Raw genomic sequence first — 19,598 nt, 5'->3', positions numbered from 1 at the left:
TTCCTCTCTATATTGGAAAATAAGAACGCAAAAAGACCGCAAGCCCATTCGCTTACGGTCTTCTTGCAAATCGTGAAAACAGGCGGTGCGTTCCCGCTCCTTCCGAGGGAGAGACGCTGCCTTATCTTGACGTTGCTCGGGCCCGTAGAGGCCGATGGACAATGAACGTTTGAAGCTGCGGCTTGGCGACATTGCGGCGTTGATGAATACCGAACATGTCCGTCGGCCTCCTTTCCTTAGTAAGATAGTGTCTATAATACGAGCCAAGGGAATGATTGTCAATAAGAAAATAGAAAATTGTTATTGAGGCGATTAACAAAACTTTTCACATGGGAATGGGCCTCATTCGATCCAGTTAGGCCGCAACGTCTCTACGCGTAAACAGCAGCCAGGCAATCAACTGGAAGGCGACATAGTAGATCGCAAGCATCAGGATGGAGAACGACATCGTCATCTCCGGACGAAGCGGCGTATTGCCGTCCATATACTGCGTCAGGTCGATGTTCGGGAATAGCAAGTACTTCACCCAGCTGTACCCGCTCAGAATAGCCGAAAGCGTGTTGCCGACCAGCATGAACAGCAGGGAGAACGCGATCGCCATGGAGGAGCTGCGGAACGCGGCCGAGATCATGAACGCCATCGTCACGTACATCAATAACATAATGACGTTATAGCCATACTTCTCGATAGAAGCGATCAGCATGCTGCTCTCATGGATGATGCCGCTCGCGTTGATCGAGATGTCCGGCGCGCTCAGCCCGTCGAACCCGGCGAGAATGCCCCCTGCGGCTAAGGCGGCCAAGAAACAGACGACCAATAAGAACAAAGCGAAGGCTAGCGTCGAGAGATACTTTCCAAGCATGATTTTGGTCCGGGAGGCCGGCCCGACAAGGAGCAGTTTAATGGTGCCCCACGTGAATTCGCCCGCGATCATATCCGCCGCAACGACGACGGTCAGCAGCGTCACCAAGAGGATCAAGGAAGCGGAGCTCTTGACGTAGTCGCCGATCGTGAGTTCGTCGGGATTGATATTCTGGGATAGGTAATAATCGTTCAGCTTGATTCGGTTCTCAAGGCTGTTGCGGCGATCCTCGTCCATGCTTGAATTCTGCACATCCGAGCTCATCTGCTGGTTCTGCTGGGTCAGGCTCGCCTTCCAGTCCCCCGAGTCGGTTCGGCTCTCGTCGTATTTCATGATTCCGCTCATCAGCGCGACGGCCCCGACCAGGAAGAGAACCATGAGCCAAGTCCGCGGACGGCGGTAAATCTTCATGTTCTCGTTGCGTATAAGCTGCGACAGGCTAGACAACCATCTCACCTCCGGTAATCTCCAGGAACTGCTCTTCCAGCGACTTCTGCACGGCATGAATGCCAAGCACCTCGATATCGGCGGCGATCAACACCCGCGCGATGTTCGGGATCACGGACTTGTCCGCGGCAATCTCCAGGTACGAACCGGCGGCGGCAACCTGGGAAGGATCGAACAGCTGGCTCAGCAGTTGGCGAGCCGCATCGATGTCTCCGGCCTCCAGCAGAATCTTCGATTGCGTCTGGGTCCGCGCTTCTTCCATCGAGCGGATATCGACCAGCTTGCCCGACTGGATGATGGCGACCCGGTCGCACATCAGCTCGATCTCGGAGAGCAGGTGCGAGGAGACGAGAACCGAGATTCCTTCCTCCCGCGCCAGATTGCGCAAGTAATCCCGCAGCTCCCGGATCCCCGCGGGATCCAACCCGTTCGTCGGCTCGTCCAGGATGAGCAAGGAAGGCCGATGAAGGATCGCCTGAGCGACGCCCAGTCGCTGGCGCATGCCGAGCGAGTACCGCTTCACCTTCTCATGGATGCGGTTCTGCAGCCCGAGAAGCTTGACGACCTCGTCGATCCGCTGCTTGGTAACGCCGTGATGACGCCGGGCGAAGTGAACCAGATTCTGATACCCCGTCAGGAATTTATACATCTCCGGATTCTCGACGATCGCGCCGACATGCGTCATGGCCAGCTCGAACTGGTCCCGGACGGAGACTCCCTTGATTCTGACTTCGCCCTTCGTCATCGAGATCAGCCCGACGATCATGCGAATGGTCGTCGTCTTGCCCGCGCCATTCGGACCGAGGAACCCGAATACTTCTCCCGCCGGAACATCGAAGGTGAGATTATCGACGATGCGGCAAGTGCCTATTCTCTTCGTTACGCTGCGAAGCTCCAATACCGCTTCTGTCATTCCGAAAGTACCCCCTCATTTCTTCAATAGCTGAAGTATATCGGATAAGGGGCCGAGCGATGAACCGTCCGCGGATGAGGGGCATTCCCCTCCTTAGGTCGAGGTTGGGGTTGGACCCTTAACCTATATTTTGTCTTCTTCGCCGTAAAGATCGTGCAGCTTGTAAGCCAGCATTAAATTAAACCGTTGCTCCGCGTTATCGATATCCAACTTCAGGATTTCGCGTATTTTCTCCAGCCGGTATTTTAAGGAGCTTCGGTGAATGTACAGCGTGGCTGCCGCCTCCTTGATATTCCCGTTCGTCTCCAGATAGACCCGAAGCGTATCGTATAAATCGCGGTTTTTGCCGTAGTTGAGCAAAGATTGCAGATAGGTTCTAAGAAACAGCGGCGCAACCAGCGGATCGCCCAAATGATACAATACGGAGTAGGATCCAAGCTGTTCGAACGTCATGTATCCTCTATCGGGAAAGCGGTTGCATAAGATCGCGAGCGTTTTTTGCGCTTGCTTATAACACAGGTAATAGTCCTCCATTTTTTCCGCTTGTTGACTAACCCCGACATAGATCGATGCATTCTCCAACTCGGAACGGATCATTCTGTTTAACCGCTCATAGAACGATTTCCAGAACGGTTCGAACGGCCTTTCTTTGTCCTTGGGCACGATGGTTATAAAGTAACCGTCTTTGCGCGTCAATACGATTCCCGGTTCCGTCCGGCTGACGAGATCCCGAATGCGCCCCCAAATCCAGGTCTTCTGGGCGTCTTCTTCAAGCAAATTCGGAGTCTGTCCGTCCCTCTTGGAGATCTCGAACGATAAGAGTCCGATGCTGTGCGGCAGTCTTATATTCCAATTGAGCAGATTCGCGTATTCGAGTATTTTGCTCGTGTCCTCGATGTTCTCCACGAATAGTTGATTAAAGAAGCTGTCTTTGACCTGTTCCCGGACATCGAGTACGAGCTTCTGCTTGATGAACTGAATCGCGTAAACGTTCAAAGCATGATTTAAAGTCATCTGCAGCACGATATCCAGGCGGTCTCTCGCAATGACAAGACCAAGGTAGCCTAACGAATCCCCGCCGCCGGTCACCCGCCACAGCCCGATTTCGTGCCGGTCGTCGACTTTGATCCAACTTTCCGCTTGGCTGCTTTTGAGCAGGTTTTTTTTCTCGTTGTCGACTGCAAGCAATAGGGCATGCGGCAATTCGGAGTGCCGTTCCAGCACGTGATGAGAGATCAGATGCAAGAAACGGTCAAACAGAAACACGGAGCTGCCGACCATGTCGGATAGAAAAACGGAAATGCTGCCGAAGCCGTCTTCTTCCACGGTGTGTTTGACCAGCTCCCGCTGCTGATTCATAAACGTCTCAAGCCGGAATTTCCGTTCTCTCTCGCTGATATAAAGTCTGGCATTCTCAATCAACACGGAGACATGGGACGCAAGAAATTGCAGAAGCTCCAAATCTTCCGCGGTGAAAGCGCCGCTCTCTTTCTCGACCACGTGTAGAATTCCGATCAACTTCAAATTGACGATCAGCGGAATCGTAATCTCGTTGCCGCCTGGCTTCTCCAAATAGGAGAAATAGGGATTCAAGTCGTAGCTTTCGCGAAAATCGATTCGGGGGACGTTCGTCGTTCTCCCGTAAACGGGCGGTTGAAGGACCAAGCAATTGGCCGGCTCGTCGTATAGATAGATGTAGGCAGCCTGCGCATTGGTTCCTTTGCCGGCGCGTTCCACGATCTTCTCGGTGATCTGCTCGAGCGATGAGCCTCCCAGGAAGGAGTTTTCTCTCAGCCACTCCAAGCCTTTGATCTTCTTGTTCTCGCTTTCTTTCTGGCGGGCAAGCTCGAAGGCGGTGGCAATGTCTTTGCCGTATTCCTGAAAAAGATGGCCCGCATCGAGGAGCAGAGGCACGAACGAACGAAATCCGATGACGCACAGCCCGAGGCTGCTTCCGTCTTCGTGATGGATGGGAATGGTGAACCAGGTCTGAAGCAAGCCGCTGTCCAAGGCGGACAGAAACGCGCAGCTTTGCTTCTCGGGGATGTGGTCGAATGAACAGAGAGGTTCCGTAAGAATGCCGGGCAAGCATTCCTTGATGGCAATCGGGTAGCGTTGCTCCAACGGCAGCATAGCGCCCCGGAAGGTTCGGGGATTAAGCGATTGATTCTCGATGGTTAGAATGGCCATGTAATCGCAGCCGAATTGATTGGAGAAGGAGTCGATCAAATAAACCAGCGTCTCTTCAAGCGTATCGAACTGAACCATCCGACGCGCCGTTTTCCTCAGATGCGTGACGACTTTGTCTCGAATATAACCTTCCTTGGACGTTTCGGCCATCGCCATTCCTCCATGAAACGCTATTATTTACAATTATTTGATAGTTCTATCATATCCTGAATGAATGGCTGTGTTCAATTGAAATAGAAACGTCTTCGGCCTTGCAGCCGAAGACGCTTAGAACCGTTCAATCTGGAGAGAGCCGAGAGATAAGCTCAAGCTCTCTTGACGCCTAAATACGCGGACATGACGTCCTCGTTCTTGCCTATTTCGTCTCTCGTTCCGCTTAAGGTGACTCTCCCCTGGTCCATTACGTAGACGCGATCGGCCACATTCAGAGCCGCCTTCACATTCTGCTCGACCAGAATGACCATAACTCCCAGCTGCTCTTTGATGAATTTTAAATTCGCCAATATCTCGTTCACAATCATAGGCGCGAGCCCCATAGACGGCTCGTCCAAGAGAATGATTTTCGGATCGGACATCAAGCCCCTGCCGATCGCCAGCATTTGCTGCTCCCCGCCGCTCAGCAACCCGCCTAGATTGTTCAGATGTTTCTTCAATCCGGGAAACATCTCGAGCACTTTCTCTAAATTCGGTTTCGCCAGCTCTTTTTTCTTAAAATAGTTGGAGTACATGCCCAACAGCAAATTTTCCTTAACCGTGAGATTGCTGAACACTTGTCGGCCTTCCGGCACGAGACTCAGCCCTCTGCCCACAACTTTGTGGGCGGGCAAGCCGCTAATCGTTTCGCTAAATAACTGGACCGTTCCTTCTGTCGGTTTATACAAGCCGGACAGCGTATTGAGCAGCGTGCTTTTACCCGCTCCGTTCGCACCGATGACGGAGACGATTTCTCCTTCGTTGACTTGCATATGGATCGAATGCAAGATCCGGACGTTGCCGATGGAAGCGCTCAAATTGTCGATCTTCAGCATCAGATCGCCTCCTCGCCCAAGTAGGCTTTGATGACTCGCTCGTCGCGCTGAATGTCCTGAGGCTTGCCTTCGGCAATCTTGTGTCCGAAGTCAATGACGACGATCCGATCGGCGATCTCCATGACAGTCGCTACCTTATGTTCGACAAACAGGAAGGAGCCGCCTTTCTCTTTGTAATTCACGATACATTCGGACATTTTGCGCGTCTCGGCATCGTTCAGTCCCGCCATCGGTTCATCGAGCAAGACGAATTCCGGATCGTAGATAATGGCGCGGGCAAATTCCAGCTGCTTCTGCAGACCGTAAGACAATCGGCCCGCCTTCTCGTCCATCAGATGCTTCAGCCCCACGGATTCCAGCGCGGCGACGGCATGCCGGTAAGCTTCCTCCTCGTCCCTCTTAACGACCGGAAACCGGAAGCCTGCGGCCAGAACATTCGTCTTCAGCTTGATATGAGCTCCCATCATCGCATTCTCAAGCACGGTCATATTCTTGAAAATCTGCAGATTCTGGAACGTACGCGAGATTCCGAGATGCGCCATTTCGTATATTTTCTTGCCGGTCAACCTCTCCCCTTTATAATTGACATGTCCGGACGTAGGAGGGATAAAGCAGGAGATCATATTGAACAACGTCGTTTTGCCAGCGCCATTGGGCCCGATAACCGCGACGATTTCTCCTTTTCCGACTTGGAAACTCACATCGTCCACAGCCGTGACACCGCCGAATCGCTTTGTCAAACCGCTTACTTCCAGCAAAGGATCCACTCATTACCCTCCTGTCTCTTGCTTTAAAGTCTTGTTCCTTATTCGGGGGAACGCGGCATCGAGGCGGGAGAACAAAGAAATCGTACCTTGCGGCAGGAACATCATCACCAGCACGATAACAAAGCCGTATACGACGATCTCGACCGGACCGCTGATCTTCAGATAACTGTGGGATACGTTGCGAATCACTTCCTGCAGGAACATAATAATGGCTGTCCCGAGCGGCGCTCCCCAGATGGAATGGCTGCCTCCGACCATAACCATAATGAGCAGCAGAATAGAGAAGCTGGTGTTCACCGTCGGCGGCGCGATGAAATGAATGAAATGCGCATACATGCTGCCGGACAGCGAAGCAAAAGAAGCGCTGAGGGCAAATATATACACTTTGTATTTCGCCGCGTTAACCCCGAGAGTCTCCGTCGCGATCTCGCTGTCATGAATGCTGCGAAGCAGGCGGCCGATCGGCGAACGGACAATGTTCGTCGAGAACAGAATGACCAAAGCGGCAAGCGCCCAAATCACATAGTAGAAATGCAGGGGATCCGATAAATCCAACCCGAACAGCGACAACGCCGGGATATTGTTAAGCCCGAGCGCGCCGCCCGTGTAATCGGTCAATCCCGAGATCAGAATATAAACGATAATGTTGAAGCCTAGCGTAGCTAGCGCTAGAAAATGCCCTTTCAGCTTGAGGATCGGAATGCCGATCAACCATGCGACCGCGAACGTGATTGCCATCGCCAGCAATAGCGCGGCCCATGGGGAGATCGCAGACTTCGTCGTCGCCATCCCCGAAACATAGGCACCGATCGCAAAGAACGCGGCATGGCCGAGCGAGACCTGCCCCGCGTATCCGGCGAGCAGATTCAACCCGACCGTCGTGATGGAATAAATGCCGATTAATATTAAGATGGTAAAGATGTGCGGCGCATGAACGAAAAAGGGCAATGCAAGGATAAGGGCGATGAATCCGATAAAAGGCTTCCAGCGCGGTCCATATAATTTAGCTTCCAGCTTTGACATCCGGCTTGTCTCCTCTCTAGACTCTCGCGCCGCTAGTTTTCCCGAACAAGCCCATTGGCCTTAAGAAAAGAACCAGCAATAACACGGAGAAGCTGATGGCATCGCTATAGGTACTGGAAAGGAACCCGTTGGAGAACGCCTCCAGCACTCCGAGCAACAAACCGCCCATAACGGCGCCCGAAATATTGTTCATTCCTCCGATGACCATCGCGACAAAGCCCTTCAGACCTATCATCAATCCCATCTCGTAGGTTGCATCCGTCATCGGAGCGATAATAATGCCGGAGATCGCCCCTAATGCGGCCGCCAGAGAGAACGACAAAGCCGACATCGATTGCGTGTTGATTCCCATCAAATTGGCGGCGCGGGGATTCGTTTCGCTCGCCCGCAAGGCGGATCCAAGATACGTTTTATCGAAGAACAGATACAGCAGGATAAGCAGCATAATCAAGACGATGAAGATAAAGAGGCTCTGGGAGGTCATCACGGCACCGAAAATTTCGATGGGAGCCGCATGAATGATAGGGGAAAGGGATTTCGGATAAGTGCCCCAAATGATCATCCCAATTCCTTTAAGCAGGATGGACAAGCCAATCGTAATAACGACCATATGGACCGGCGTGCTTCGGCGAGCGCGTTTGATCAGAGTGCGTTCTAGGAATAAACCGACGAAGGAAGTGACAAGAATCGCCGAAGGAATGGCGGCATACATGGGGAACCCCCAACCGATGAACGAAATGCAGCTCATCGCGCCGATCATCGCGAATTCTCCCTGGGCAAAGTTCAAAATGCCGGTCGTGTTGTAGATGGTGACGAATCCGATCGCCAGCAGCGCGTAGATGCTGCCGACGGTAAGGCCTGAGATCAGATATTGAACCACTTGGGCGAAGTCCATGAAGCTACCCCTTTCGATTGAAAATCTATGGCGGACAGAGTCCACCATAGATTCCAATTCGCTTATTCGTTATAGGTCCAAGCGTCGTTCTCAATGCCCATTACAACCAAGCCGTCTGCCTTGGCCGTTCCGCGGGACTCGGCGAAATCGAAGGTTCCCGTAATGCCCGGATATTGACCGAGACTTGTCCGTAAATAGTTCGAGATCGTTTCCGACGTCGTGTTGCCCGCTTTGACCGCATCGACGATCATGGAGAGAGCGTCGTTCGTATGGGCGGCGAACAGATCGGGCTCGGCGTTGAATTCGGCCTTGAACGCATCCCGGAAGGCAATGAGCCTGCTCTTCTGATCCGAATCCGGCAGTTTATCCGCCACGCTTAGCTTGCTGCCAACGACGAAGATGTTCTTGTTATCGTCCTTGACTTGCTCTAGGAAGCCTTTGTTGGCTGCTGCCGTGCTTTGAATCATCGGAATGTCGAAGCCGAGCGTTTTGAAGTTTCTGGCCACGACGCCGGCTCCGGGTGTCCGGGACCAGACGATAACGACTTCCGGTTTTGCTTTTTTGATTTTGGTTAATTGCACCGTCATGTCGGTAGCCGTCGCGTCGAACTCTTCATGAGCGACAATCTGGATATCCGTTCCTTTGATCAGTTCTTCAAAGGCCGGTTTGCCTTCCACGCCAAACGCGTCTTTGGCGTTAATCCAGGCGACTTTGGTGATGTTGTGTTTCTGCAGCCATTCGAGAACAACGCTGCCGACCGTGCTGGAGCTAGGCGTCATGACGAATACATTATCCGAGGCTTTCGAATTGGCAGGCGCGACCGTTAGGAAAGGAAGCTTGGCATCGACAACCTTCGGCAGAATGGCCGCGGTCGTACTCACTTGCGTCGCCCCTACGACGGCTACGACACCTTCGGAGAGGAGCCGATCGACCGCGATAACCGCTTTCGTATCGTCCGTCTCATAATCTTGCAGAACCAACTTGATCTTAGTGCCGTTGATCGGCCCCTGGGCATCCAGCTGCTTCTGGAACAATTTTTGCGTTTGAACCTCCGACAAGCCCAAGGTAGAGGCCGGACCCGTTTCTGCGAGAACGAGGCCGATCTTGATCTCTTTGCTCTCGGTGCTCTCAGGGCTCGCGCTCGGCGAATTGCTTGCTTCCGTTGACGCGCTGGTTGACGGACTGCTAGATGGACTGCTTGAAGAATTGTTTTTGGATGGGCCGCAAGCAGTAAGCGCTGCTATTAGAACCGCTACTGCCATCCCCATCGCCAGCCATTTCCTTTTCGCTGCTTTCACTGGAATTGCCTCCTTATTGGATATTGAAGAACGCCGGTATTTTTACAACATTTACATTGAAAGCGTTTGCAATATGTTCCGATTTCATTATACCGTGCAGCCATGACAACGGGTACGTTCACGGTGTAGGAAACAAAGCAGCGCAATCCCTCATTCCTGATGGAAAAGAGGGTAGGATTTTAGGACCTCTTCAACCTGCATTCAATTGCTCTAGGATTTCCTCCTTTAATTTGGTTTTCAGAATTTTGCCGCTGGCGGTAGCCGGCAGCTCGGATACGAAGACAATATGGCCCGGAAGCTTGTAGCCGGCGATAAAACTCTTTAAATACTCGATTATTTCTTCTTGGGTGGCTTCCAAGTGCGGACGAAGTTTAACGGCAGCGCATACCACCTCGCCCAGAATTTTGTCCGGAATACCGACGACGGCGGATTCCAGCACCTTCGGGTGGTTTTGCAGCAGCCCTTCGATCTCCTGAGGATAAATATTGAATCCGCCTCGGTTGATCAGTTCTTTCTTGCGGCCAAGATAACAGATGTAACCGTCGCTTCCCATCGTTCCCAAGTCCCCGGTATAGTACCATCCGTCCTCGTCCAACACTTCGCGCGTCGGGATCGGCATGCCGTAATAGCCTTTGAGAACGCCGAATCCTTTGACGGCGATCTCACCGGTTTCTCCGAATGGGAGCGTTCTCCTGTCTCCGTCCACAATTCGGACCTCGGTGCCCGGCAACGGCTTTCCAACGGAATCCATTATTTTGCTTTCCGGATCGTCGTATCCCGTAGTCGTTACGGAACCCGTCTCCGTCGCGCCGAAAGAGATGCACAGACGCATTCCCATCCTCTGGCGAACTCCTCGAATCGTATCCGGCGGGCAAGAAGCAGCCCCTGTGATTCCGACCCTTAGCGAAGATAGATCGAAGGATTCGAAATTCTCATCCTTCAATTCGATGTTAAGGATCGCGGGAACGGCGTGATGAATCGTCACTCGCTCCTGTTCGATTAGCCGCAGCGCGTCCGCCGGCTTGAATTTAGGAACGAGCACCGCACGCATCCGATAATAGATGGAGGACATCAAATTCACCGACATGCCGAATACATGGTAGATCGGGGATAGAATCATCATCACGTCGTCGCTCGTGCTTTGAAGGCCGACGCCGATCGTGATCGCGGATTGCACGATGCTCCGGTGAGTGAGCATCGCTCCTTTGGGCGTCCCTGTCGTTCCGGACGTATAAAGGATACAGAACACGTCTTCGTTCGGATCGGCTGCGATTTGAGGCAAAGCGGATTGCCCTGCCAGCATGCGCAGCTGTTCTAGAGATAAAGCCCCTTCCTTCCGGTAACGCACCGTAACCACGCGTATCGTCGGAGGGATCTGTTCCAACCCTACGTTCTCAAACTCATCGCATACGAAAATGACTTCTGCGCCGGAATTCATCAGGATATGGCGCACCTCGTGCAAACGATATTTCGGATTGAACGGCACAAGGATCGCCCCGATTTGGGCCACCGCAAAAAACAGCTCTACCGTTTCGTGCCAATTCGGCAGCGCCACGGCTACCCTGTCGCCCGGTTTGACCCCGAAGGTGACCAATGCGGACGACAGTTCCGCGACTTCCGTCTGCAGTTCCCCATAGGTCATCCGTCGAGTCAGATCATAAATGGCCTCTTGATCCCGCCTGCTTAGCGCTGCCCTCTCCAACAATTGAGGTACGGATAATGCCGACTGAGCCGAATCCATGTCGTTCGCCTCCTAGATCTTCTCCCATATCGCGGCGATGCCTTGTCCGCCGCCAATGCAGAGGGCGGATGCTCCGTATTTCTTGCCTCTTCTGCCCAGCTCGTAGATCAAGCTCAAGGATATTCTCGTTCCCGATGCTCCCAAGGGATGGCCGAGCGCAACTGCGCCTCCGTTTACATTGCCGATAGCCGGATCGAAACCAAGCTCCTTCTCGCATGCTAAATATTGAGCGGAGAACGCTTCGTTGATCTCGATTAGATCCAAATCTTCGATTTTCAGATTTGCCAGCTGCAGCGCTTTCCGTATGGCAGGCACGGGTCCGATCCCCATGAGTTTCGGGTCGACGCCCGAAACGGCCCAACTCGCGAGCCTCGCGATCGGCTTCAGCCCGCGGCGCTGCGCGTAATCGGCCGATGTTACGACGACCATGGCGGCGCCATCGTTGATGCCGCTCGCGTTGCCGGCCGTGACAACCCCGTCCGACTTGAATTTCGGCTCAAGCCTTGCGAGTTTGTCCAGCGAAGTCGCGCGAGGATGTTCATCCTTGTCGATCCAGACGGTATCTTTACGTTCCTTGACGGCAACGGGAACGATCTCCTCACGGAATGCGCCCTTCTCTATCGCCGCAAGCGCCTTCTCATGACTTCCAAGCGCATGACGATCGATCTCCTCGCGGGTCAACCCGTATTTTACGGCCAAATTCTCTCCGGTATCGGCCATGAAGCACTGACCGTAAGGGTCATACAGCGCTTCATGCAAGTAATCTTTCATAGGGGCCTCGAATAAGGGGATCCCCCAGCGAGCGCCTCGGATGACATGCGGAATTTGGCTCATGTTCTCTCCGCCGCCCGCCAAGCCTGCCTTCAGTTCACCGGTCATGATCATTCGCGCCGCTTGGGTAACCGCTTCCAATCCCGATCCGCACAAGCGATTGACCGTCAACGCCGGCACTTCTTCCGGAACGCCCGCTTTCAAGCCGACATGCCTTGCGGCCAGCACGGCGTCCGGACTGGACTGAATGACGTTGCCGTAGAAGACATGGTCGATCTCCTCCGCCGCAACTCCCGATCGGGCCAACGCCTCTTTGGCGGCGCAAACCCCTAAGTCGATCGCAGAAACATCGCGGAAGGGGCCTCCGAATTTCGTAAATGCCGTGCGGCATCCGTCCACGAGGACAACATCATGCGCTCTCATCGTTCCTGCCTCCCCTGCCCTTTAGCTTTCCGCTTCCACCGGATTTGCCAATACGCCGATACGTTCGATCTCTATCCGCACCCTATCGCCGCGCCGGATTGGCGCGACTCCGTCCGGCGTTCCTGTCGCTATGATATCGCCCGGCTCTAGCGTCGCGACATGAGAGAAAATTTCGACTAATTCTCCGATCCCGCATACCATCTCTTTGGTATTGATCTTCTGCCTCCGTTCGTCGTTCACGTGAAGGGCCATCTCTAGATTCTGTGCATCCCCGACTTCGTCGGCGGTGACGATCCATGGCCCCATAGGCGTAAACGTGTCGAAGGATTTGCGCAGGCATCTTTCCTCTTCATTCTGTTCGTCCGGCCTTAGCGTGACATCGTTCAAGCAAGTGTAACCGAACAGATAGTCTCCCGCATCCGCTGCCTTCACGTTTTTAGCCTTTTTGCCGATGACGATGGCCAGCTCCAGTTCGTGATCGATGCGCCTTCCCGCTTTGTACGCCGGCAATACGATAGGATCGCCAGGCCCGATCAGCGAAGTATTCGCTTTAAGGAAGAAACCGAGGCCGCGTGCCGTGTTATGCAAATTCATCTCCCGTTGATGAGAATAGTAGTTGACGGGAGCAGCCAATATTTTGCCTGGTTTAGAGACCGGTTGACGAAGCCGCACTTCGGAGAGGGCAAAGGAAGGCGCTTCTTTTATCAGCTCCTCTACGTTCGTCTTATAACTGTCATATTGGTCGATGAAAGCCTTCATCAGGCAAGGATGAGGATGTTCAGCGCCGAAGAGAACAAGACCGATGTCATAGATGCGGCTATCCTGGACGAGTCCTAATTGAAAATCGTTGAATAGAGCAAACTTCATGCGTTATCCCCTCCAATGTTTATGCCTTATTTCGACAGCCTGGCCGGCTCGAATGTGCGCGCGACTTCCTGCTGTCCGTTGTTGTCTCTTAGCTCCTCCTCCTGCTCCAAGCCGAGGATCTCCATGACGGGACGATCGTTAACCGAGAACAGATGGACCGTGCCGGTCCCGGTATTCACATGCTCATGCCAGAGCCACGGCGGCACGACGAAGAAGTCTCCTTGCTCCCATTCGAACTTCTGCCCTTCGATGACGGTATAACCGCTTCCTTCCAACACATGATAGACTGCGCTGTGGACATGCCGGTGAGCCTTGGTATGCATGCCTGGCGTCAACCGCTGCATGGTCGTTCCGATTCTGGCATCGGCCGATCCGCCTGTCGTCGGATTGATGTAATCGACTGCATAGCCGTCGTACGGATCCGGATCGAGGCGCTCGAGCCCCTCGAGGGCTTGCTTGATGTTCGACCATTTATAATTGATCAGAGGGGAGGGGTATCCCTTGCGTTTCCGTTCCGAGATCGCGCGTACGCCGCTCGCATAACGGGCCACCGAGCCGTCCGGGGGACCGGAAAGCGGATATTTGTTCTCATGGTAGGGTTCGAAGAACGAGCCGGTCAGCGTCTTGACTAAGCCAACATCCAAGCCGTCCATCCAGAATACGGGCTCCGTGCCCTCATGGCCGTGATCGTGCCAAGTCCATGGAGGCGTCAGCACTAAATCCCCGCGCTCCATATAGGTCTTCTCTCCGTCAACCGTCGTGTAAGCGCCTCCGTCTCCTTCGATGATAAATCGGATGGCAGCCTGGGAATGACGGTGGGAAGGCGCAACTTCGCCCGGAAGAAGCAACTGCACGCCGACGTACAGCGTGTTGGTCGAATATCCGATCTTGCCGTCTTTCAGAAGAGAAGGGTTCTGCAAATAGATAACCCTGCGCTCGCTCTCGCGCCCAAGAGCAAGAAGCGGTCCCGCCTCCAGCAAATAGTTCCGGATCGTCTGCCATTTCCATAAGTAAGGAATGACTTCATGCTTGGGCTTCAAGGTAATCATATGGCCCAAATTGTCCCATAACGGTCCCAGATGCTCTTCGGAAATCTTAGCGGCGAATTCGTTCAACGCTATTCTTGCTTCGCTCTGACTCATTGTTCTCCTCCTTATCGTCTTCGCCTACTGCGGCCAATCCTCAATATTTGGTTGTCACTTGAGAATGCCCTGTTTTCGGTCCATACGGCCCTTCGTCCAGCCAACGTCCGAGGCGCGGAAGCACGGAAGACAGGGAAGCCGCCAATTCGCGCTTCGTCCTCATGTAGGGCGAACCGCCTTGGATATGCTCAAGCGCGATGCCTGCCGCGTCCCGATTATACTGAGCGGCTAATCTCCGCTCTTCCGCAGGAGCTGCAATCGCCTGCTCCCTCGAGGCTTCGTCCTCCGCCCCCAAAGCCTGCACGATCCCGCGCACAACCAGAATGGCGTCAGGTACGCCGGAATTCAGTCCACGCGCGCCGAACGGCGCAAACAGATGCGCGGCTTCGCCTGCCAAGAGGACACGGCGATTCGCATCGGTGAACGAACGGGCGACGACTTGATAGAACTGATAAGTGGATACCCATGTGATACGGTCGGCGTATTTGGGATGCATCACTTTCGGCAGCCACTTGCGCACCCCTTCAACCTCTCCGAATGCTTCCGGATCGTCGCCATCCAGCAGCTGCAAGTCAACCCGCCATCCCCCCTTGAACGGAACGAATAACACGTTGCGTCCTTCCATAGCCGGATGCTCGTAGTGGAACGTCCTCTCAAGCGGCAACGGATCGTTCTCGTCTTCCTTCAGATCGACGACCAAGAAGGAATCCTTCGAACGAGGTCCTTCCAATTCAATCCCTGCGGAACGGCGCACCGCGGATCGGGCGCCGTCCGATCCGATCACGTACTCCGCCGTCCAGCTTTCTCCGGATTCCGTACTCAGAAAAACGCCGATGCTATCTGTCGTTACCTCTTTAATAGGCGTATTCCACACAAACTCGACATTAGCCTCTAAGCAGGCTTCATATAGATGACGTTCAATCTCAACCTGCGCAAGGCTGGTGAAGTGAGGAAGCTGTTCCGGTTCAGGAGGGGCGTACCGGCGCGAATAGACCTCTTTGCCTTGGTAGAAGGTTCTTTTGACCGGCCAGATGATGCCGTTATTCTTCAAGGTGAAGCCGAGACCGGGGCAAATATCCTCCAGCAACGAAAGAGTGGCCTTATGAATAAAAATCGCTCGGCTTCCGGGACGAAATCGGCCTTGCGGTTCCGCTTCCAAGATAGTGGCCGGCAAGCCTTGGCTGCGCAGTGCCAGCGCTGCGGTCATCCCGACCGGTCCCGCGCCAACGATGATGACAGTTCGATGCAAACTCTTATTCACGGCATGTTCTCCTTCCAATCGTCTTCATGATTAACCGTGCCATTCTTAGAGCCATTATAATTTGAAAACGCTTTATCGGATACGTTCGCCATGTAGGAAAGTCCCCTCCGCTTTTCCTGCGCAGTAACGATAAAAGCATTCCCGCATGTCCTTTATAATAGAAAAAGCTACCATAACCGGACGCAAGGGTCCGACCTAGGAGGACAACCATGCTTAACCATGAATGGAGAATGAAGGTTCGTTTCGGCGAAACGGATGCGGCGGGCATCGTCTTCTATCCAAATTATTACAAATGGATGGATCAAGCAACGCATGAGCTCATGCTTGCCGCCGGCTTCTCCACACGTAAGCTGATGGAGGAGAACGTCGGCCTTCCGCTGCTCGAAGCGAATTGCCGGTTCCGCGAGCCTTTGAGATTCGATGATGAGGTGAAGGTCGTTTCATCCATAGAAGAGGTCAAAACCAAAGTCATCCGAATCGCCCATCGGTTCTATCGAGAAGAAACGCTTATCGCGGAAGGATACGAGGTTAGAGTGTGGGCCGTATTCCAGAGCGGAGCTTTAAAAGCGGATGCCCTTCCGGATGCGCTGCGGCAGAGATTGCTTTCATAAGCAAAGGTAGAGCGGGCTTCCTTTCATGTGAATCGTGGACAAAATCCGCTCCGGTTTTTCCTGCATCATGTACGTGTTGATTATGCCTTTATTTTTCTATAATGAACCTGTCATTGCACAACATCCATACGAAGGGAAGAATGGGGATGACCAGACAGACAATCGGCGTGGTTGGCGCAGGAACGATGGGTAGCGGGATTGCCCAATTGGCAGCGCAGAAAGGTTTTAAAGTAAGCCTCTACGATCTGAACGATGCCCTTGTGAATAAAGGATTGAACCGTATTGCTTCTTCGCTAGCAAAGCTGGTGGATAAAGGCAAGCTCGCCGAGCAGGATCGCGAGGAGACGTTAGCCCGTATTCAGATCACTTCCGATGTCCGCGATTTGCAAAATGTAACCGTTGTCATTGAAGCGATTGTCGAGGACATGCAGATTAAGCAAGACATGTTCCGCAAGCTGGATGAGATTCTGGAACCGGGTGTCATCATCGCAACGAACACCTCCTCGCTCTCGATTACGCAGCTAGCGGAGGCGACGGCGCGGCAGGATTGCGTTGCAGGCATGCACTTCTTCAATCCGGCGCCGGTCATGAGATTGGTGGAAGTGGTACGCGGGCTTAAATCCAGCGATGAGACCGTGTCCGCGCTGATGAATTTGGCCCGTGAATTGGGCAAAGAACCGATTGAAGTGAAGAAGGATTCTCCGGGCTTCATCGTAAACCGGATCATGATCCCTCAATTCATCGAGGCTATCCGGCTGGTCGAAGAAGGCGTCGCCACTCCGGAAGACATAGACAAGGCCGTAACGCTCGGGCTTAATTATCCGATGGGTCCTTTTGCGCTTCAGGATTTCGCGGGCGTCGACATCGGGCTCTTCGTCATGGACTATTTCTACGATGAGTTCAAAGATCCGAGATTCGCGGCTCCTCTCTCGCTCAGACGATTGATTCGGGCAGGCCGCACAGGCCGTAAAGCAGGAGCAGGCTGGTACGATTACGACAAGTGACCTGGCTTTGACTATCGAATAAAGGAGAGTTCTCGATGCAGCTTGAAACTCTTGAATTGACCTATCACGGCAAAGTAGCCGTCATCCACTTGAACCGTCCGCCTATGAATCCCCTCAATACCCGCCTGTTCCAAGAGATGTATCAGATGCTTGAAGAACTGGAGCAGAATGACGATGTAGGCGCAATCGTTCTAACAGGCAAGGGCGAACGGGCTTTTGTTGCGGGCGCGGACATCGGGGAGATGAAAGACCTCGATTACAATGGAATGACGAAGATGAACCAATTATCTCGCAAAGCGTTTCATAAGGCGGAATCGATCGGCAAGCCGGTTATCGCGGCGATTAACGGACTGGCGCTTGGAGGCGGCTGCGAGCTGGCGCTTTGCTGCGACTTCCGGATTTGTTCGGACAATGCCAAAATCGCGATGCCGGAGATCAATCTGGCCATTATCCCGGGCGGAGGCGGAACGCAGCGCCTGCAGCGTCTTATCGGGCAAGCGAAAGCAAAAGAGCTGCTTTATTTCGGGGACATGATCAGCGCTCAGGACGCATTGGCATGCGGATTGGTAAATAAGGTTGTCCCGCTGGACAATCTGCTCGATGCGGCGCTGGAATGGGGAAACAAGCTGGCCGAGAAACCGATGGTAGCGATGCGGATGATGAAGACCGCCGTCCAGGCCGGTGCGGACATGGATCTGGAGAATGGCCTCACGCTCGAGGCCGCTTGTTTCGGCAATACGTTCGCAACCGCGGACCGTCTTGAAGGCATGACAGCGTTCTTCGAGAAAAGAAAGCCCCAATACGCAGGACGCTAGGAGATTATCATGATGACCCCTGCATCGAATGGCGCTGAAGACATTTTTGGCCCTAATGCCTCAAGCGTGATGACGTTGACGCGTCGGCTGGAAGAGATCCCTTGGTATTCGGCTGCATGGGATCCGTCGGCGCGACGCCAAGCAGAGCATGACGTGCTCGCTTTTGCCAAGCAATTCGGTCTGCAAGACTTTGCTTTTCATTGGCTTACCAGAGAAGAGCTGAACGGCTTCATCGCCCGGCTTGATCTGACGGACGATTCGCTGTGGCATCACCTGTTCCATTTGCCCGAGCAAGTGAAGACCCGCGCGGAGCAAACAAATCGGACGGCGTATGTAACGGCAGCGGCGGACCTTGTCCCGGAGCGAATATTCCATGCCGCTTTCGACGGCGCCTTCTCGGCGTTCAAGGATGAGGGGAATGCCCTATCTTATGCCGTCGGTACTGCTCTCTTCGTTGGAGGCGTCGCAACCGGTTGGGAGATCGTCGCCGACGAATCGGCCGATCCGAATCCGCTTCTTGCGTTGCTGCCCGTGCTGGAACTAGGGTATTGGCCGATAGGACTGTTCGACAACAAGTTCTATCTGATCTGAAGATCGCAAGGAGACTTGCTGAGCGAAGGAAACGAAACCGAAGAAAAACTTCGACCCTCCCAAAAATCCACCTGACAATGTAAATTTAAGGTATTATTGTAATAGTATTCGATACTATCTCTGAATCCTGCGAGGTGCAGCACTCATGTACAAGCATCATCAAGCCGCTATCGATGCTATCACGAACAAGCTGAAGGTTAGGGAGGAAGTTCTGGGGGTTGTAGTCGGAGGATCTATCGCGCATGGCTACGCTGGCGAGACGTCAGACATCGACATTCTCATCGTACTCTCCGACGAGGATTACGCGAAGGCTCTGGCGAACAACGGCATCGGCTATTACGAGACCGAGTCCTGCAGCTACGAAGGAGGATATGTAGACGGCAAGTACGTCTCGCCCGGTCACATTAAGCTCGTAGCCGAGCGAGGCAGCGAGCCTTCGCGGTTCGCCTTCAAGGACGCTTGGGTTGCTTATTCGAAGATCGAAGGCCTGGATGAGTGGATCCGGGACGCTGCTCGCTTCCCCGCGGAGAAGAAAGAGGAAAACATCAAGAAGTTCTACGCCCAGTTCGAGACGTGGAAATGGTACTACTACGAGGGGCTTAAGAGGGACGATCGGCTGCTGATCGATTACACCCTGACGCAATTCGTCTACTTCTCGGGACGGCTGATTCTCGCTTATAACGAGACGCTGTTCCCTTCCTACAAGTGGTTCCGGCGAGTGCTGAGCGAGACCCCGAAGAAGCCGGATAACTTAATGGAATTAATGGATGATGTCATTAACCATAAGACTCCGGAGTCCGTCGAGAAGCTCTATGAAGCGATTGTCGGTTTCCACGATTGGTACCCCTGGAAGCATCACTGGACCGTCCAGTTCATGGTCGACAGCCAGCTTAATTGGGTAGACGGAGAGGTGCCGGTACTGGATCTGTGAAGGTCCGTCCGGCTCCCG

Annotated in this window: 18 protein-coding genes; 5 read left to right on the top strand and 13 right to left on the bottom strand. The window is 53.5% G+C overall.

Annotated features, from left to right (window positions below; genetic code table 11):
* Positions 1-355 precede the first annotated feature (355 nt).
* The 13 genes from ELR57_RS17920 to ELR57_RS17860 all read right to left on the bottom strand — a co-directional run bounded on the left by ELR57_RS17920 (position 356) and on the right by ELR57_RS17860 (position 15,628).
* A complete protein-coding gene (locus tag ELR57_RS17920; RefSeq protein ID WP_238162583.1) occupies positions 356-1,318 on the bottom strand; it encodes an ABC transporter permease in 963 nt (320 codons plus the stop codon).
* Positions 1,302-2,222, bottom strand: a complete 921-nt coding sequence (locus ELR57_RS17915) for an ABC transporter ATP-binding protein (RefSeq protein ID WP_126960454.1) — start codon at positions 2,220-2,222, stop codon at positions 1,302-1,304. The genes ELR57_RS17920 and ELR57_RS17915 overlap by 17 nt, the downstream gene beginning before the upstream one ends.
* 123 nt (positions 2,223-2,345) lie before the next feature.
* Positions 2,346-4,562 (bottom strand): helix-turn-helix domain-containing protein, encoded by a 2,217-nt coding sequence (locus tag ELR57_RS17910; RefSeq protein ID WP_158630056.1) that lies wholly within the window; start codon positions 4,560-4,562, stop codon positions 2,346-2,348.
* Between the two features lie 155 nt (positions 4,563-4,717).
* The gene (locus tag ELR57_RS17905; protein WP_126960452.1) at positions 4,718-5,440 is read right to left on the bottom strand and encodes an ABC transporter ATP-binding protein; all 723 of its coding nucleotides are present in this window, start codon (positions 5,438-5,440) and stop codon (positions 4,718-4,720) included.
* The gene (locus tag ELR57_RS17900) at positions 5,440-6,207 is read right to left on the bottom strand and encodes an ABC transporter ATP-binding protein (RefSeq protein WP_126960451.1); all 768 of its coding nucleotides are present in this window, start codon (positions 6,205-6,207) and stop codon (positions 5,440-5,442) included. Before ELR57_RS17900 ends, ELR57_RS17905 begins: the two co-directional genes overlap by 1 nt.
* Positions 6,208-6,210: 3 nt before the next feature.
* On the bottom strand, positions 6,211-7,230 hold the full coding sequence (locus tag ELR57_RS17895; protein WP_126960450.1) for a branched-chain amino acid ABC transporter permease: 1,020 nt from the start codon (positions 7,228-7,230) through the stop codon (positions 6,211-6,213).
* Between the two features lie 16 nt (positions 7,231-7,246).
* Complete coding sequence (locus ELR57_RS17890; RefSeq protein ID WP_126960449.1) at positions 7,247-8,125, bottom strand: branched-chain amino acid ABC transporter permease; 879 nt, start codon at positions 8,123-8,125, stop codon at positions 7,247-7,249.
* 62 nt (positions 8,126-8,187) lie between these two features.
* Positions 8,188-9,423: an ABC transporter substrate-binding protein gene (locus tag ELR57_RS17885; protein ID WP_126960448.1), complete on the bottom strand. Its 1,236-nt coding sequence runs from the start codon at positions 9,421-9,423 to the stop codon at positions 8,188-8,190.
* A gap of 190 nt (positions 9,424-9,613) precedes the next feature.
* Complete coding sequence (locus ELR57_RS17880; RefSeq protein WP_126960447.1) at positions 9,614-11,164, bottom strand: class I adenylate-forming enzyme family protein; 1,551 nt, start codon at positions 11,162-11,164, stop codon at positions 9,614-9,616.
* Between the two features lie 12 nt (positions 11,165-11,176).
* A complete protein-coding gene (locus tag ELR57_RS17875; protein WP_126960446.1) occupies positions 11,177-12,358 on the bottom strand; it encodes an acetyl-CoA C-acetyltransferase in 1,182 nt (393 codons plus the stop codon).
* Between the two features lie 21 nt (positions 12,359-12,379).
* Positions 12,380-13,225, bottom strand: coding sequence for a fumarylacetoacetate hydrolase family protein (locus tag ELR57_RS17870; RefSeq protein WP_126960445.1), 846 nt, complete (start codon positions 13,223-13,225; stop codon positions 12,380-12,382).
* 26 nt (positions 13,226-13,251) lie between these two features.
* A complete protein-coding gene (locus ELR57_RS17865) occupies positions 13,252-14,367 on the bottom strand; it encodes a cupin domain-containing protein (protein ID WP_126960444.1) in 1,116 nt (371 codons plus the stop codon).
* Positions 14,368-14,407: 40 nt separating this feature from the next.
* A complete protein-coding gene (locus ELR57_RS17860; protein WP_126960443.1) occupies positions 14,408-15,628 on the bottom strand; it encodes an FAD-dependent monooxygenase in 1,221 nt (406 codons plus the stop codon).
* Between the two features lie 209 nt (positions 15,629-15,837).
* Here ELR57_RS17860 and ELR57_RS17855 point away from each other — a divergent pair, with 209 nt between their 5' ends.
* From ELR57_RS17855 to ELR57_RS17835, 5 genes are all read left to right on the top strand, one after another.
* Positions 15,838-16,239 (top strand): acyl-CoA thioesterase, encoded by a 402-nt coding sequence (locus ELR57_RS17855; protein WP_126960442.1) that lies wholly within the window; start codon positions 15,838-15,840, stop codon positions 16,237-16,239.
* 146 nt (positions 16,240-16,385) lie between these two features.
* Positions 16,386-17,243, top strand: a complete 858-nt coding sequence (locus ELR57_RS17850) for a 3-hydroxyacyl-CoA dehydrogenase family protein (protein WP_126960441.1) — start codon at positions 16,386-16,388, stop codon at positions 17,241-17,243.
* 35 nt (positions 17,244-17,278) lie between these two features.
* The gene (locus ELR57_RS17845; protein WP_126960440.1) at positions 17,279-18,058 is read left to right on the top strand and encodes an enoyl-CoA hydratase/isomerase family protein; all 780 of its coding nucleotides are present in this window, start codon (positions 17,279-17,281) and stop codon (positions 18,056-18,058) included.
* 12 nt (positions 18,059-18,070) lie between these two features.
* The gene (locus ELR57_RS17840) at positions 18,071-18,649 is read left to right on the top strand and encodes a hypothetical protein (RefSeq protein WP_126960439.1); all 579 of its coding nucleotides are present in this window, start codon (positions 18,071-18,073) and stop codon (positions 18,647-18,649) included.
* A gap of 145 nt (positions 18,650-18,794) precedes the next feature.
* Positions 18,795-19,580, top strand: coding sequence for a nucleotidyltransferase domain-containing protein (locus ELR57_RS17835; RefSeq protein ID WP_126960438.1), 786 nt, complete (start codon positions 18,795-18,797; stop codon positions 19,578-19,580).
* Positions 19,581-19,598: the final 18 nt, after the last annotated feature.

It is taken from the genome of Cohnella sp. AR92 (assembly GCF_003990975.1).
Classification (GTDB): Bacteria; Bacillota; Bacilli; order Paenibacillales; family Paenibacillaceae; genus Cohnella.
The sequence above is the reverse complement of the archived record's forward strand: the minus strand, read 5'-3'. Positions and strand labels throughout refer to the sequence as shown.

Bases quoted from the DNA above. Each gene is read 5' to 3' on its own strand.
- ELR57_RS17915 (WP_126960454.1), bottom strand. From the start codon at position 2,222: ATGACAGAAGCGGTATTGGAGCTTCGCAGCGTAACGAAGAGAATAGGC.
- ELR57_RS17910 (WP_158630056.1), bottom strand. From the start codon at position 4,562: ATGGCCGAAACGTCCAAGGAAGGTTATATTCGAGACAAAGTCGTCACG.
- ELR57_RS17905 (WP_126960452.1), bottom strand. From the start codon at position 5,440: ATGCTGAAGATCGACAATTTGAGCGCTTCCATCGGCAACGTCCGGATC.
- ELR57_RS17895 (WP_126960450.1), bottom strand. From the start codon at position 7,230: ATGTCAAAGCTGGAAGCTAAATTATATGGACCGCGCTGGAAGCCTTTT.
- ELR57_RS17890 (WP_126960449.1), bottom strand. From the start codon at position 8,125: ATGGACTTCGCCCAAGTGGTTCAATATCTGATCTCAGGCCTTACCGTC.
- ELR57_RS17880 (WP_126960447.1), bottom strand. From the start codon at position 11,164: ATGGATTCGGCTCAGTCGGCATTATCCGTACCTCAATTGTTGGAGAGG.
- ELR57_RS17875 (WP_126960446.1), bottom strand. From the start codon at position 12,358: ATGAGAGCGCATGATGTTGTCCTCGTGGACGGATGCCGCACGGCATTT.
- ELR57_RS17870 (WP_126960445.1), bottom strand. From the start codon at position 13,225: ATGAAGTTTGCTCTATTCAACGATTTTCAATTAGGACTCGTCCAGGAT.
- ELR57_RS17865 (WP_126960444.1), bottom strand. From the start codon at position 14,367: ATGAGTCAGAGCGAAGCAAGAATAGCGTTGAACGAATTCGCCGCTAAG.
- ELR57_RS17855 (WP_126960442.1), top strand. From the start codon at position 15,838: ATGCTTAACCATGAATGGAGAATGAAGGTTCGTTTCGGCGAAACGGAT.
- ELR57_RS17850 (WP_126960441.1), top strand. From the start codon at position 16,386: ATGACCAGACAGACAATCGGCGTGGTTGGCGCAGGAACGATGGGTAGC.
- ELR57_RS17845 (WP_126960440.1), top strand. From the start codon at position 17,279: ATGCAGCTTGAAACTCTTGAATTGACCTATCACGGCAAAGTAGCCGTC.
- ELR57_RS17840 (WP_126960439.1), top strand. From the start codon at position 18,071: ATGACCCCTGCATCGAATGGCGCTGAAGACATTTTTGGCCCTAATGCC.
- ELR57_RS17835 (WP_126960438.1), top strand. From the start codon at position 18,795: ATGTACAAGCATCATCAAGCCGCTATCGATGCTATCACGAACAAGCTG.